The following is a 13,473-nucleotide window of genomic DNA, read 5'->3' on the forward strand; positions in this document are numbered from 1 at the left end:
CGGTCTCGCGAATTATCAACGCCTACCGCACAATTGATGCGGAGGTTCACATGAAAATACGCTACCGGCAGGCAACCGCCGAGAACGACGGCGCGTGCGCCGATTCATCGTTACATGCTCGACTTTCCGGTCCGATGCTGGTGGGTGCATCGATCGCGGTGATATTGCTGACCGCCGGTTGCGCCCAACACAATTCGGTCTCGTCCACCCGGCCCATTCTCGGGCCCGCGCCATCGGTGCATCAGAATACCCAGATTCCGGTCGGGCCGGGGCCGACCAATTACACCCATCAGGCGCAGCCCGCGCCGGGAAGTTGCCACTACCGCAAGGCATCCGACGGACAGCCGCTGCCCGACCCGGTGTGCACGCCGGGCGCGGTGAATCCCAAAGTGACACCCGAGGACATCGCGACGACGATCTGTAAATCGGGCTACACGGGATCGATTCGGCCGGCTCAGGGCATCACCGATACGGAGAAGAAGGGCAACGCCCAGTCCTACGCGTACACCGGCGATCTCGGCCAGGCCGAATACGACCACCTCATCTCGCTGGAGCTCGGCGGCGACCCGAACGATCCGCGCAACCTGTGGGTCGAACCGCCCTCGCCGGGGCATCAGGCCAAGGACGGCGTCAACAATCCGAAAGATCAGGTGGAGAACAAATTACATACGCTGGTGTGCGGCGGGAAGGTCGCGCTCGCCGACGCCCAGTACGCCATAGCGACGGATTGGACGACGGCGCTCGCGGTGGTCGGTCACCCGGACGGGAAATAGCCTCCGCCCGAGCGGAATACGGTTACGGCAGCACGAGGCACGCTGGGCCGAGGGGAATCCCGGTGCCGACGGTCACCGAGGTGATGTAATACCGCTCGCCCGAAATGTATTCGGCGGCCCAGATCTTGTGCTCGCCCTTCTTGGCCGGTGTCCATGTGGTGGTGGCCTTGCCGTTGGCGTCGGCGGCCGGGCCCACCGGTTTCAACGTATCGGTGGTGCGGAATCCGTCGACCTCGTCCAGGAATACCACCGCGACACCGGGCGTAGCGGTGGCGGTGACCTGGTATGAGCAGCCGGTGCCGTATGAGCCGGAGCTGCCGAAGCTCATACCGGGCGCGATATCGATGCCGGTGACCGATGCTCCGGCCTGGGGTGCGGCCAGCGCGACGGCGGCGCTCACCGCACCGAATGCGGTGACGGCGGCGGTCTTTGTCGAAATGCTCAACGAATTACCCCTTCCAGCATGGCTTTCGGCGGTGCGGGCCTGCCGAGAATCGCATATCGCCCGCCGGGTCTGCCTGCCCATAGTTCCCGGGGCTATTCGGCCGAACGCACCAGGGTGCACCGCGTGAGCGATGGGCAGTCGCATTCGGCGCATTCGGCGAGTTGTTCGCGCAGGCCGGTGAGTCGGGCGGCCCTGGCGTCCAAATCAGCGCGCCAGCACGCGGATGCCCGCGCCCAAACCTGCGGCGTCCCGGCGGCGCCCGGCGGCACCAGCGCGAGTACGTCGCGGATCGGCCCGAGCGCGATGCCGAGGCGCTGCGCGGCCCGGATGAACGCGATATCGCCGAGCACGGTATCCGGATAGCGCCGCTGGTTACCGCCGGTGCGGCGGCTGGTAAGCAGGCCCTGTCGTTCGTAGAAGCGCAGCGCCGACGTGGAAACGCCGCTGCGCCGCGCCAATTCACCGATGGTCAGCTCGTCGGTGCGGTGCGCCGTCATCCGGATACCCTAGCTTGACTTGAACATATGTTTAACTTCGATGCTCGAACGCATGAGTGAAGTCTTCGACAGCCCGACCGACTGGGTAGCCCACCACGTCCGCAGATATGTGGAAAGCGATGGCGCGGACGGGCATTCGTACAACGGCTGGCCGACGCTGCTGTTGACGGTGCGCGGCCGCAGGTCGGGTAAGCTGCGCCGCACCGCGCTGATCTACGGCCGGGACGCCGACCGCTACCTGGTGGTCGCCTCGAACGGCGGTGCGCGGGAGCATCCGGAGTGGTACCGGAATCTGCTCGCCGATCCGGATGTCGGCATCCAGGTGGGTCGCGACCACTTCGTGGCGCGGGCCCGCACCGCCGATGCGATGGAGGTGGCGCGGCTGTGGCCGGTGATGGCGGAGATCTTCCCGCTCTACGAGAAGTACCGGGCCGCAACGGATCGGGAGATACCGTTGGTCATCCTCGAGGAGCCGCGGGCGGTGCAGGGGATGGACACGTTCTCCGCCCTTGTCCGGGACCGGAAAGAGGAATAAAGTACGTACGTACGGTTTGGTAATTCGAAGGGAGCGGCCGATGTGGGATCCCGTGAAGTATCTGGCATTCGACGACGAGCGGTCCCGGCCGTTCTTCGAACTGGTCGCCCGGGTGCGAGCGGATGCGCCGCGACGGGTGGTCGATCTCGGCTGTGGGCCCGGCAATCTGACGGTGACGCTGCGCGAGCGCTGGCCGGGCGCGGCGCTGCAGGCCACCGACTCGTCCGTCGAAATGGTCGGCGCGGCAAAGGAAAACGGCATCGACGCGGTACTGCAGGATGTGCGGGACTGGCGTCCGGAGCCCGATACCGACGTGGTGGTCAGCAATGCCGTGCTGCAGTGGGTGCCCGGCCATCCCGCGCTGCTCACCGAGTGGGCGAAACAGCTGCCGCCCGGCGCCTGGCTCGCCATTCAGGTACCCGGAAACTTCGACGCGCCTTCACATCTGGCGATCCGCGAGCTGACCGACAGCGAGCGCTGGCGGCCGGCGCTGGCCGGGGCCCCGCTACAGCATCCGCGCCCGGTGCTCGATCCGGCGGGCTACGCGCAGTTGTTCGCGGCCGCCGGCTGCGCCGTCGACGCCTGGGAGACCACGTATTTGCAGCGGTTGACCGGTGACGATCCGGTGCTCGAATGGGTCACCGGCACGGCGCTGCGCCCGGTCCGCGACACCCTCGACGAGGACGAATGGCAGGAGTTCCGTGCGGAATTGGCCCCGCTGCTGCGCGCGGCCTATCCGCGTCAGGTCGACGGCACCACCTGGCTTCCGTTCCGCCGCGTGTTCTGCGTGGCGCAAACGCCAGGCGCCTAGGCCCCTCAGGTGGCCGGGACCACCTGCTGGAACCAGTCGAGGATCCGCGGCATGGCCAGCCGTGCGCCGGTGTTGTGGTCCACCTCGCCCAGATCGGTGAGCGACGCCTTGTCCGAATTCAGCGCCCGCAGGGAGCTTTCCGAATTCTGGTACGGCACATCGTGATCGCCCGTCGCGGCGTAGAGCCGCACCGGGACCCGCGGCGTCCAGTCGCAGGTGCCGTCGCTGTCGCGCATGGCCGCGAGCACCGAGCCGGTGGGATCCTTTGCCCTGGCCAGGAATTCGGGTGTCAGCAGCTGATCCGGCCGGCTCGGCAGACCGGTGGCGATCTGAACGTCGGTGTGCGCACCGTCGAAGAGTTGCTCGACCGTATCGGCGTACGGCTGCTGGAAGGCTTGCGCCGGTTGGTCGTACAGGTGGTGGATGCGGTTCATCGAGGTGATCCAGTAGGCGAAGTAGATGGTCGCGACGGCGGGGGTCACCCGGCCGTCGAGACCGGCGGGCGTCTCGACGTGCTGCACGTCGTACGGTCCGCTCACCGGAGCCAGTGCGGCCAGCCCGAATCCCGGCACCTGCCCGGCCTGCAGCGCCTTGCCCAAACCGGTTGCGGCCTCACCGCCTTGGGAGAACCCGGTGACGAGCACATCCGGTTCGATCTCCCGATGTCGTTGCGCCGCAAGGGTTCGTGCGGCGCGCAACAGATCGGCCGAGGCGCTGACCTCGGAGGGTGCGTGGGTATAGGGGTGGAAGCCGGGGCCGTCGCCGAGGCCGAGATAGTCCGGCGCCACCGCCGCGTATCCGGCGGCGGCGAACATGATGGTCCGCGCCTTGTCCGGGTGTGCGCCCTGATCGACCGACGGCGCGTCGCCGCGGTTGAACATGGTTCCGTGCTCGAAGCCGACCAGCCGCAGCCGGGGCGTTTCGGTGCGCGGCAGCACCACCAGCCCGGAGGCCGTCGTCGGTTTACCGTCGGGCGTGATCGTCCGGTAGTCGACGCGGAAGGCGTCGACGCCGTTGCGGACCGGCGTGCCGAATTTCGCCTGCGCCAGGAATGCGCCGGTCTCCTCGGTGTCGAGCTGCGCGACCGGCGTACTCGACACGATATCGCCGCGCGGCGGTGCCGGATCGTCCCGCGCTGGATCCGGTGCGCAGCCCGCCACACCGGCCAGCACGGTGGCGGCGGCGGTGACGGCGATGGTGATCTTCCGCATCGTGCTGCTCGTCCTTCCGATACATATATGGGTGAGCCACCATCGTCGCGTTCGTGCCCCCTCGCGCGCATCGGGTTTCGACCCTGAGCCGCGACTCCGGGACAACCCTTGGTTCAGCCCCGTGAACCTGTGCTCAGCACCGAACGCCGGTGATGGCGAAGCGTTCGACATCCGCGATATGACCGCCGGTCGACACCGCGACGGTGAGTGTGCCGGGGCAGGCGGCGGTGAACGGCACGCGCGCCGACCACGGAGTTTCAGTTCCGCCCGCCGGTATGCGCGATACCTCGCCCGCAGGCGACTGGTCGGTCTGGCGGACCTGCACGCGCAGGCTCTCGTCGACTCCGGTGATGCGGCCGCCCGCGGTCACCGGTGAACGCACCGTCGACCCGTATGCCGGAGCGGTGAGCGTCAGCGTGGTGTCCTCGGTGCCGACCACCTCCCAGAGCGAATCCGGGTTCGGGCCGAAGCGCACCAGATGGATGACGGCCGCAGTGGCGGGCGCTCCGTTCGGATTCGCGAAACCGACACCCGCCCAGGCCTCGTCGCCGCGGACGTCGACCTTCCACACCTTGTCGATGCCCTGGAAGCCGAGGTGCCACTGGGTGAACATCTGGGCGATCGTGCCCGCGTCCAGCCGCCACGGTTGATGTCCCGCGCGCACGGACTGTTCCATATCGGCCGCCTGTTCGGCGGTGGCGTACGGGTACAGCGGCTGATATCCGAAGTGGTACGAACCGCCGGTCGGCTGGGCGGAGGTCGAAACACTCGGCGGCACAACCGGTCCCGACGTGATCGCGGTCGGCACCGGCGAAACGGTCGTCGGTCCGTTGCCGCCGCCACCGCGGGTGACCGCGAAAACCAGTGCCGCGGCGGCGAGTACCGCCGCGGCGGCGGCAATCACCAGGGTTATCGTCGAACGACGTTGTGGTGCCGGAATTTTCGTGATCATCGCGATCCGCTCCGTGGCCTGAGGACGGGTACTGTCGAGGATCCGCGCGATGACCGCCCGGCGCACGGGCCGAAGGACCACACCCGAACCGCGAACGTCACAATGGGCGCCGCGCTCCATCGAGCACAGTAGTGGGCGGTGATACGAACCGCCGGTCGCGTATCGTCGGAGGTTCCGACCACAGAGGATGACGTTCGGTGAAGTATGTGCCACGCCTGGTGCTGTTTCTGGCGATTCCCGCGCTGCTGTGCGCGCTGCCCTGGTGGACGCTGATCGGCGCGATCGCGTCCGGACCGGTGCTGTTCGCCGGATCGGCGCTGTTCGTCGCCGCGGTGCTCGCCTTGCCCGCCGCGATGTATCTCGGGCACGGGCCCGCGCAGTCGGATGCGGCGTCGGTGCTCGGCGATACGTTGCTCGGCGTGCTGTGGGTGGTGTTCACCTGGTCGGTAATAGGTAACGTCGCCGGGCTCGCGCTCGCGGTGGGCGGCGTCGCCGATCCGGCGCGGTCGCGAATCGTCGCGGCCGGTGTGTTCGCGGTCTCGGCGGCGCTGGTCGGCTGGGGTGTCTACGAGGCGCGTCGGGTGCCGCGGGTGCGCACGCTCGAGGTGGCCATCCCGCGACTGGGCCCGGCCTTCGACGGGTTGCGGCTCGTGGTGCTCACCGACACTCATTTCGCCGCGCTGAACCGGTTGCGCTGGTCGGAGCGGGTTGTCGCGCTGGTGAACGAGCAGCGGCCCGATATCGCCTGTCACGCGGGCGATCTCGCGGACGGTTCGGTGGCGCGGCGGCATCCGCAGGTGGATCCGCTCGGCAAGGTGGACGCCCCGCTCGGCCGGTTCTACATCACCGGCAACCACGAATATTTCGGTGACGCGCCGGGCTGGATCGAGCATATGGCCGGACTCGGCTGGCAGCCGCTGCGCAATCGGCACGAGACGATCGTGCGCGGTGCGGACCGCCTGGTGATCGCCGGAATCGACGACCCGACCGGTATCGCGTTGGCCGGGCACGGGCCCGACCTGCCCGCCGCGCTGGACGGCGCCGATCCGGACGCACCCGTCGTACTGCTCGCCCATCAGCCGCGCCAGGTCGCCGATGCCGCGAAAGCCGGTGTGGCGCTACAGATCTCGGGGCATACGCACGGCGGTCAGATCTGGCCGTTCCACTATCTGGTCCGGTTGGAGCAGCCGGTGCTCGCCGGCCTGAGCAGGCACGGCGCGCACACCCAGCTCTACACCAGCCGCGGCACCGGCTTCTGGGGTCCGCAGTTGCGCCTCTTCGCGCCGAGTGAGATCACGGTATTGGTGTTGCGGACCGGGTAACCGGCTCGCGTAGGGTGGTCCGGTGATCCGAACAGCTGCGTTGGCACATGTCCGAAACCGCAGGCTGCTGCAGGCCCGGTCGATCGGCAAGCCGGTGTTCTATATGGCGGGCGGCAAGATCGATGCGGGCGAGACCCCGGAGCTCGCCCTGCGTCGCGAGGTGCGGGAGGAACTCGGCGTCGGCATCCTCGCCTTCGACCGGCTCGGTGTATTCGAGGCGCAGGCATACGGGCACGCGCCGGGAACACAGCTGCATATGACCTGTTTCACCGCCGAACTCGACGGCGATCCGCGGCCGTCGGCCGAGATCGCCGAACTGCGCTACTTCACCGGCGGCGAATACGCCGGGATGGACCATGTCGCGCCGGGATCGATGCTCGTCTTCCGTAAACTGCACGAACTCGGCCTGATCGACTGGTAGGCAGCGTTCTTCGGCGCGATCGCGCCGAAAGAGTCACCGGCCCCGGCGTTTATCTCGCCGGTCCATCCGGCGCGGCGGCGACGATTCCGGCGTTGACGCCGAATAGCGCCGGAATCGTCAGCGGTGTACCGCATTCCGGGCATGGATGGGCGCGGTAGAGCTCCCCCAGCGACCAGGCGAGCTCCGCCAGCCTGGCCCCGGCGGGGGTGTCGGCGCCGAGTGCGGCGGCGCACCGGCGGGCGGCGGTGATGAAGGCCTGGTCGGTATTCGAACTGATCAGGCCGACCCGCATCCATACATCGTCGCCGATTCGGAAGCGGTCGCGGCGGCCGTCGCGTTCGCGCAGGAGCAGGCCGACCTCCGTGAGGTAGCCCACCGCCTTCGAGATGGACGCGGGCGTAACCCGCAGTGCCGCGGCGAGTTCGGCGGCGGTGACGCTGTCGGCATCGGCGACGCAGAGCCGGGCGAATACGCGGGACGCCATGCGTGGCAGGCCCATTCGCATCAGGCGGGTGGAAAGCTCGGTCGTAAGTGCGGATATCGCGTCGTAGTGCTCGGCCGGGTCCGGGTGCCGGGTGTCGAGGTGCGGCGCGCGGCGGCGGGCCCGCTGACCGGTGGCCCGCTGCGCCGGTTCCGCGCGGTAGCTCCCCGGCCCGCCGTTGCGGGTGACCTCCCTGGTCACGGTCGAGGTCGGCCGATCGAGCTGACGGGCGATCTCGGCATAGCTGAGTCCCCGCGCGAGGCCGGCGCTGATCTGTCTGCGGTCGGCGTAAGCGAGGCGGCGTCCCGGCATGTTTGCTCCTGTCCTTCCGGACAAGAGTGGCATTCAACGACAGTCCATTGCAACAATTTCCGGGCCGAATTGCGTTAACCGACAACATCATTGCACCGATTCTCCGAGAAAAGCGCTGCCACCTGGATATTTGCAATCGGCTCACTTGCTGTGGAAATGAACGGTTCCTAGCGTGGTGTGATCAACCGCGAAGGGACTGCGAAATGACCGAATCATCCACCGACGCAATCGAATTGCCGGTTTCCCGGCGCACGGATCGCCCATTCGATCCACCCGAGGGGCTGGCCGAGATCCGTGAGCGAGCAACGCTCACCCGGATGCGCTTCCCGGACGGCCACCTCGGCTGGCTGGCCACCGGTCACGAGGTGGTGCGGGCCGTTGAGGTGGATGCGCGGTTCAGCGCCCGATACGAGCTGTTGCACGACCCGCTGCACGACGTCGACCTTTCGCAGGCCCCCGCCCCGCCGGGCGATTTCGGCGGAATGGACGCGCCGGAGCACACCCGGTTGCGGCGCATGCTGGCGATGAAGTTCACCGTCCGACGGATGCGATTGCTCACCGACCGGATCGAGCAGATCAGCACCGAATATCTGGATGCCATGGAAAAGCACGGTCCGCCAATCGATTTGGTGTCCGCCTTCGCTCAGCCGGTGCCCGCGCTGACGATCTGCGAGCTGTTGGGCGTACCCGTCGCCGATCAGGACTTCTTCCAGGAGCAGGTGAGCGCGGTGGTCGAACCGGAGTCGTTCGAGGCGATGGGCGCGGCCTGGAACCAGTTGGCCGCCTACATCGAGGCGCTGGTGGCCGCCAAGCGGGCCGCCCCCACCGACGATGTGCTGAGCGAGCTGGCCGCGCAGGATCTGACCGATGCCGAGCTCGGCGGCATCGGAACGTTCCTGCTCGGCGCCGGGCTGGACACCACCCGAAGCATGATCGCGCTGAGCACCTTTGCGCTGCTGGAGAATCCGGACCAGCTCGCGCTGTTGCGCGCCGAACCCGATATCGCCGACGCCGCGGTGGAGGAGCTGCTGCGCTACCTGACGATCGTGCACACCAGTGTGCGCGCCGCGCTGGTGGACGTCGAGCTGCACGGGCAGCTGATCAAGGCGGGGGAGTCCGTCGCGCTGTCATACAACGCCGCCAACCGCGACCCGAATCGGTTCCCGGATCCCGACACCCTCGACCTGCGCAGGCGGCCCGTCGGGCACCTCGCCTTCGGTCACGGCCCGCATCAGTGCCTCGGGCAGCAGCTGGCCCGGGTGGAGATGCGGGTCGCGTTGCCCGCCTTGGTATCCCGGTTCCCGACGCTGGCGCTGGCGTGTTCGCCCGCGGAGGTGCCGGTGCGCGAGGGAAATATCTTCGGGCTGCGCCGCCTGCCGGTCACCTGGTGAAGCGGGCGTTCACCCAGGCCAGGGCGTCGTCGAAGGAGGCATCGACGACGCCGCGGTGGTCGACGCCCGGATAGGTGCGGTATTCGACGGGCTGCCCGGTGGCCTTCAGTTGTGCCATCATGGCGTCGGTTCCCACCGGGAAGACGACGGTGTCGGCCCGGCCCTGGAGCACGAGCGCTGGAAGGCCGAATGTCAGTGTGCCAGGGTCGTTTTCATCGAGCACACGGAGTAGATCGGACATATCGGCATCCGGGGTGAATACCTCGCCGCCCGGCAGCCCGCCCCACTCGTCCGGCTCGCGCAACTGCCCGACGCAGCCGCGGTCGGCGAGCGGCAGCAGTGCCTGGGCGCGCGGGGTGAGGAAGCGGCCGGGGTCGAGGTCGGCGACGGTCTGCGCGCCGCGCACGAACAGCGGAACGAACGGTGTCGCGCCGCCGCCCGCGAGCGCGCCGAGCGCGCCGGAACTGCCGGCGGCGGTGGCCAATTGGCTCGCCCGCATGCCGAGCCCGATATGTGATGCGGGCGCCAGCGCCACCGCGCCGAGCAGGTGCATCCCCGGAACCCATTGCTGGGCACGGGCATCGGTGAAGATGGCGGCCTGCCCGCCCTGCGAATGGCCCATGGCGACCCAGCGGTCGCCGATATTCGGGTCGAGTTGCCTTGCGGCGGCGGCCATATCGGCGACCGCGCGCTGTTCGGTCTCGCCGATCAGGTAGCCGTGCGGTCCTGGGGTGCCCAGCCCCTGATAGTCCGTTTGGGCGACGGCGTATCCGGCGGCGATCCAGCGCGCCAGGGTCCGGCGCACCGGCGCGGTGTAATCGTGGGACGGAAAGTCGGGTCCGGTATCGCGCGACGGCGCGCAGATATCGGCGACCCCGGTGGTGCCGTGCGCCCAGGAGATCAGCGGCCAACCGCCCTCCGGCGCAACGCCTTCCGGCACCGCGACGGTGCCGGACACCGCGACCGTCCGGCCCTGCGCGTCCACGGATCGATACAGCACCAGGTAGTTTCGCGCACCCGGCAGCGCCGGATCACTGCTGAGGGGGCGTGACCAGATGATCGATCCATGGTCGCCCGCAACGAGATTCGCGGGCGGATCGTAGAACCCGTCGGCTGCCGGAGCCGCGCCCGGCGGCTCCGTGCCGGGTGCGGCTCCGGTCGGGGCGGCACAAACCAGCCCGGCGACTGTCGTCAGAGCGGCCGCTGCCGCCGTGCGCCTGGATTGCCGTCGTATCCGGCCCCGATCGTTCATCGTCGCAAGATACCCCGCGCGCGATGTTCCGGCGCGCGATGTCCCGGAGCTCAGGCCTGCGGGTGATGTCCCATGCGGTTCATCAGTTCGCGCATGTGCGCGTCGTAGTCGAACGGCTCGGTGCGTCGCCGCACATTCGTCAGCGTGCCGCGCACGACCGGCAGCGATGCGGTGGCGGGGTCGATGCCGAAGCCTGCGGCCCAGGTGATTTCGTCGTCGAAGGCGGCGTCGCCCGCCAGCTCGGCGGCAGCGAGTCCGGCGGGCACCGCGCCCCGGTCGCGCAACAGCCGCCACTGCGGCGCGGTCGCCACCAACATCCGCAAGGCGGGCAGTGTGGCGATCGACTCGAGGTCGGATACCTCGATCTTCGAGATATCCAGGCGTTGCAGCGACGGCAATGTCGCCAGCGGGCCGATGCGCACCGGCTCTTCCGTGCCGGAGGGGGTGATGTCCCACAGGGTCGGGTGGCCCGCCAGCGGCTCCAGCTCGATGCGCGGCCCGTGCATGACAACCCGTTCCAGCGGAACCGTGTGCGGTACGGACGACCGCACCGATTCGACGCGCAAGCGCAGCGCCCGCAGTAGGGGCAGCGCCGTCAGCTCGGCGGCGTCGAACGAGTCACCATCGACCGCGAGATCCTGCACGGCGGCCGGATCGGGAAGCCCGGCGACCGATTCGCCCGCGCGCAGGTACGCCTCATGCCGCCGATGGTAGGTGTGGTCGAAGTACGCTACCTCCGGCCCGCCAGGGCGCAGCGATTCGACTGTCCGCCGCAGCACCGCGAGAACGGATTCTTCCTGCCGGGAGGCGGGGTACCACCCATCGGGTTCGAACTTGATCACCTGCCCGGATACGCCCATCGGACCGGGGTCGAGGTCGACGGCCGCCACATCGCGGTCACGGCTGCCGATGATCACCCACTTCGGGCTGCGCGAGATCCGACGCACCACACCGTGCGGCCAGGATTCGAATACGACGTGATCGAACCCGGCGAACAGGGAATCCTTCCAAGCCCCGATGGTGCCGTAACCGTAATCCACGCCCGCCGTTTCGGTGTCGTCGTTCAGGTGGGCCGTGGCGACGGTAGCCAATGGCAGCAGCGCGGTGAATGTCAGCAGACCCCTGTCGTCGTATTCGTGGCTCACCACCCGATAAAGCGCGCGCAGGTCCTCCGGCAGTCGCAAACCGATCCGCGCCTCGGCCGCGGCGATCTCCGCTTCGGTGTTCCCGGTGCCCAGCTGGGGTGCGCTGCCCGATTGCCGAGTGCGCAGTTCCACGTACTCGCGGACCAGACCGGCCACGGTCGCGACCAACTCCGGATCGGTGGGCCGGTCGTCGGGGGCGGCGTCGGTGCTCGGGACCGGAATGGCGTGACCGGGATAGCGGTAGGTGGAGTCGAAGATCAGCTGCCGGGCGAAGTCCCACCCGAATTGGTTGTCGGAATGTGGTGTCTCGCAGCGGTATTGGAATTCGTAGCGGTCACCGGACAACCGCAGCCGCATCTGCGCCATATCGTTCGAACCCGCGCCCAGTTCGGCACGCACCGCAGCCGAAATGGCCGAGGTGTCCGGCAGCACCGGAGCCAGCGCGCCGACCACGTCGCGGTAGCTGACGCCGATACCGCTGTGCAGCTCCAGTGTTCCCGCTGTCGCGCCACTTTCCGCGAACTCGCGTGCCAGCTGCTCGACCTGTTCGGTCAATTCAGCCATGTTGTCCCACCCGTTGTATCGTGTCGCGGCCAACCCTAGCCACGACACCACGCAGACCGGGCTCCCTGCCATGGGAATACCGTTCGATGAATTTCGGTGCGGCACATCGTTTTATCGATACGAGGTCAGGTCGTGGCGCGGGTCGCCCGCCACGACGCGATCGATCCGAAGGTTTCCCGGTCTGCCAGGAAACCCTCCAGCGCGAAGGTCGCCGCGCCGAGGCTGGCCGGGTTGTGCGGCAGGGTGCACAGCTGCATGGTCACCGCCGCGAACGGATCGGTCATGGCGTGCCGGGCGGCGGCCCGGCGGGTCGCCGCCAGCAGCGGCTCGCCGAGCTGATTCGCGACGAGGTCGCCGAACACCATGGTGCGCGGGTTGAACAGGTTCACCAGATTAGCGACGGCCGCGCCCAGGTATTCGCCGGTCCGCTCGATCACCTCGCCCGCCACCGCGTCGTCGCGTGCCGCGGCCGTCGCGATGGCCGCGATGGTCAGCGCGTCGTCGCGGTCGAGCAGCGGGCTGGACGGCGCCACCTCGCGCAGGGTGCGCACGATACCCGGCGCGCCGACGTATGCCTCGACGCAACCTTTTCTGCCGCAACGGCATTCGCGCCCATCGAGGATCAGGTTGGTATGTCCCCATTCGCCCGCGCTGTTGGTGACGCCGCGATAGAGCCTGCCGTCGATGACGACGCCGATGCCGACACCCGCGCGCAGCGTGACGACGATCAGGTCGTCCACATCGCGGCCCGCGCCGAACCACAGCTGTGCGGCCGTGCTCGCCTTGAGCGGGTTGTCCAGATACAACGGATGCGAAACCCGTTGCTCCAGTAGCGTTTTGAATGGGACATTGCGCCAGTGCCAGTACGGCGAGAATACCGAGACGCCGCCCTCGGGCTCCACCAGGCCCGGCACGCTGAGCCCGATGCCGAGTACCCGGTCCGCCTCGGTGGCGGTGAGTTCGGCGGTGCCGCGCGCGATCAGGTCGGCGACATCCTCGGGTCGAGTCGCGGCCGGATCGATCGGGATCTCGACCGAGCGCAGCACCGACATCGCCAGGTCGTAGAGGTCGAAATGGATTGCGGTTTCGGCGATGTCGACGCCGAGCAGAGTGCCGCGGTCCGGATTGATGGCCAGCCGGGCGCGCGGCCTGCCGACGCCAGCCGCGTCGTGGCCGAGTTCGGCGAGCATCCCGACATCGAGCAGTTCGGCGATCATATTGCCGACCGTCGCGAACGAGAGCCCGGTGGTCCTGGTGATCTCCTGCCTGCTGGTGTGCCCGTCGGCGGCGTACACCGCCTGCAGCACGCTGAACCTGTTGCGCCTTCTGATATCCCGCGCGGTCAGCTGGTACACGGTCCG

Annotated in this window: 14 protein-coding genes; 6 read left to right on the top strand and 8 right to left on the bottom strand. The window is 68.4% G+C overall.

Annotated elements, in window-relative coordinates; translation table 11 throughout:
* Positions 1 to 50: 50 nt before the first annotated feature.
* The gene (locus tag LGY53_RS19375; protein WP_225728082.1) at positions 51 to 773 is read left to right on the top strand and encodes a hypothetical protein; all 723 of its coding nucleotides are present in this window, start codon (positions 51 to 53) and stop codon (positions 771 to 773) included.
* Between the two features lie 22 nt (positions 774 to 795).
* Here LGY53_RS19375 and LGY53_RS19380 read toward each other — a convergent pair whose 3' ends face one another.
* Both LGY53_RS19380 and soxR read right to left on the bottom strand, forming a co-directional pair.
* Positions 796 to 1,218, bottom strand: a complete 423-nt coding sequence (locus tag LGY53_RS19380; protein WP_167475602.1) for a hypothetical protein — start codon at positions 1,216 to 1,218, stop codon at positions 796 to 798.
* Positions 1,219 to 1,310: 92 nt separating this feature from the next.
* Positions 1,311 to 1,715, bottom strand: a complete 405-nt coding sequence (gene soxR, locus LGY53_RS19385; protein ID WP_225728083.1) for a redox-sensitive transcriptional activator SoxR — start codon at positions 1,713 to 1,715, stop codon at positions 1,311 to 1,313.
* A 52-nt stretch (positions 1,716 to 1,767) separates the two neighbouring features.
* Between soxR and LGY53_RS19390 the strand changes: the two genes are divergently transcribed.
* Positions 1,768 to 2,250: a nitroreductase family deazaflavin-dependent oxidoreductase gene (locus LGY53_RS19390; RefSeq protein ID WP_225728084.1), complete on the top strand. Its 483-nt coding sequence runs from the start codon at positions 1,768 to 1,770 to the stop codon at positions 2,248 to 2,250.
* A 40-nt stretch (positions 2,251 to 2,290) separates the two neighbouring features.
* The gene (locus tag LGY53_RS19395) at positions 2,291 to 3,061 is read left to right on the top strand and encodes a trans-aconitate 2-methyltransferase (protein WP_225728085.1); all 771 of its coding nucleotides are present in this window, start codon (positions 2,291 to 2,293) and stop codon (positions 3,059 to 3,061) included.
* Between the two features lie 5 nt (positions 3,062 to 3,066).
* Here the strand turns inward: LGY53_RS19395 and LGY53_RS19400 are convergent, their stop codons facing one another.
* Positions 3,067 to 4,272 carry a hypothetical protein gene (locus LGY53_RS19400; protein ID WP_225728086.1) on the bottom strand — a complete coding sequence of 402 codons (1,206 nt, stop codon included), beginning with the start codon at positions 4,270 to 4,272 and terminating at the stop codon, positions 3,067 to 3,069.
* 133 nt (positions 4,273 to 4,405) lie between these two features.
* Positions 4,406 to 5,224: a Gmad2 immunoglobulin-like domain-containing protein gene (locus LGY53_RS19405; protein WP_225728087.1), complete on the bottom strand. Its 819-nt coding sequence runs from the start codon at positions 5,222 to 5,224 to the stop codon at positions 4,406 to 4,408.
* Positions 5,225 to 5,421: 197 nt separating this feature from the next.
* Here LGY53_RS19405 and LGY53_RS19410 point away from each other — a divergent pair, with 197 nt between their 5' ends.
* The gene (locus LGY53_RS19410; protein ID WP_225728088.1) at positions 5,422 to 6,546 is read left to right on the top strand and encodes a metallophosphoesterase; all 1,125 of its coding nucleotides are present in this window, start codon (positions 5,422 to 5,424) and stop codon (positions 6,544 to 6,546) included.
* A gap of 22 nt (positions 6,547 to 6,568) precedes the next feature.
* Complete coding sequence (locus LGY53_RS19415; RefSeq protein ID WP_167475591.1) at positions 6,569 to 6,967, top strand: NUDIX domain-containing protein; 399 nt, start codon at positions 6,569 to 6,571, stop codon at positions 6,965 to 6,967.
* A 49-nt stretch (positions 6,968 to 7,016) separates the two neighbouring features.
* Here LGY53_RS19415 and LGY53_RS19420 read toward each other — a convergent pair whose 3' ends face one another.
* A complete protein-coding gene (locus tag LGY53_RS19420) occupies positions 7,017 to 7,760 on the bottom strand; it encodes a helix-turn-helix domain-containing protein (protein ID WP_225728089.1) in 744 nt (247 codons plus the stop codon).
* Positions 7,761 to 7,963: 203 nt separating this feature from the next.
* Here LGY53_RS19420 and LGY53_RS19425 point away from each other — a divergent pair, with 203 nt between their 5' ends.
* Positions 7,964 to 9,151: a cytochrome P450 gene (locus LGY53_RS19425; RefSeq protein WP_225728090.1), complete on the top strand. Its 1,188-nt coding sequence runs from the start codon at positions 7,964 to 7,966 to the stop codon at positions 9,149 to 9,151.
* Here LGY53_RS19425 and LGY53_RS19430 read toward each other — a convergent pair.
* The 3 genes from LGY53_RS19430 to LGY53_RS19440 form a co-directional block, all read right to left on the bottom strand.
* Entirely contained in the window at positions 9,141 to 10,403 is a 1,263-nt protein-coding gene (locus LGY53_RS19430; RefSeq protein WP_225728091.1) for a S9 family peptidase, read from the bottom strand. The two genes, LGY53_RS19425 and LGY53_RS19430, sit on opposite strands and share 11 nt — an antisense overlap.
* 50 nt (positions 10,404 to 10,453) lie before the next feature.
* Positions 10,454 to 12,112, bottom strand: a complete 1,659-nt coding sequence (locus LGY53_RS19435; protein ID WP_225728092.1) for an SMI1/KNR4 family protein — start codon at positions 12,110 to 12,112, stop codon at positions 10,454 to 10,456.
* Between the two features lie 125 nt (positions 12,113 to 12,237).
* Complete coding sequence (locus LGY53_RS19440) at positions 12,238 to 13,467, bottom strand: ROK family protein (protein ID WP_225728093.1); 1,230 nt, start codon at positions 13,465 to 13,467, stop codon at positions 12,238 to 12,240.
* Positions 13,468 to 13,473: the final 6 nt, after the last annotated feature.

Origin of the sequence: Nocardia sp. JCM 34519.1 (assembly GCF_020361265.1) — a bacterium.
Taxonomy (GTDB): domain Bacteria; phylum Actinomycetota; class Actinomycetes; order Mycobacteriales; family Mycobacteriaceae; genus Nocardia; species Nocardia arthritidis_A.

What these genes read in the sequence shown, in the direction of transcription:
- LGY53_RS19420 (WP_225728089.1), bottom strand. Translation starts at nt 7,760, where the DNA reads ATGCCGGGACGCCGCCTCGCTTACGCCGACCGCAGACAGATCAGCGCC.
- LGY53_RS19430 (WP_225728091.1), bottom strand. Translation starts at nt 10,403, where the DNA reads ATGAACGATCGGGGCCGGATACGACGGCAATCCAGGCGCACGGCGGCA.
- LGY53_RS19390 (WP_225728084.1), top strand. Translation starts at nt 1,768, where the DNA reads ATGAGTGAAGTCTTCGACAGCCCGACCGACTGGGTAGCCCACCACGTC.
- soxR (WP_225728083.1), bottom strand. Translation starts at nt 1,715, where the DNA reads ATGACGGCGCACCGCACCGACGAGCTGACCATCGGTGAATTGGCGCGG.
- LGY53_RS19405 (WP_225728087.1), bottom strand. Translation starts at nt 5,224, where the DNA reads ATGATCACGAAAATTCCGGCACCACAACGTCGTTCGACGATAACCCTG.
- LGY53_RS19425 (WP_225728090.1), top strand. Translation starts at nt 7,964, where the DNA reads ATGACCGAATCATCCACCGACGCAATCGAATTGCCGGTTTCCCGGCGC.
- LGY53_RS19400 (WP_225728086.1), bottom strand. Translation starts at nt 4,272, where the DNA reads ATGCGGAAGATCACCATCGCCGTCACCGCCGCCGCCACCGTGCTGGCC.
- LGY53_RS19435 (WP_225728092.1), bottom strand. Translation starts at nt 12,112, where the DNA reads ATGGCTGAATTGACCGAACAGGTCGAGCAGCTGGCACGCGAGTTCGCG.
- LGY53_RS19375 (WP_225728082.1), top strand. Translation starts at nt 51, where the DNA reads ATGAAAATACGCTACCGGCAGGCAACCGCCGAGAACGACGGCGCGTGC.
- LGY53_RS19395 (WP_225728085.1), top strand. Translation starts at nt 2,291, where the DNA reads ATGTGGGATCCCGTGAAGTATCTGGCATTCGACGACGAGCGGTCCCGG.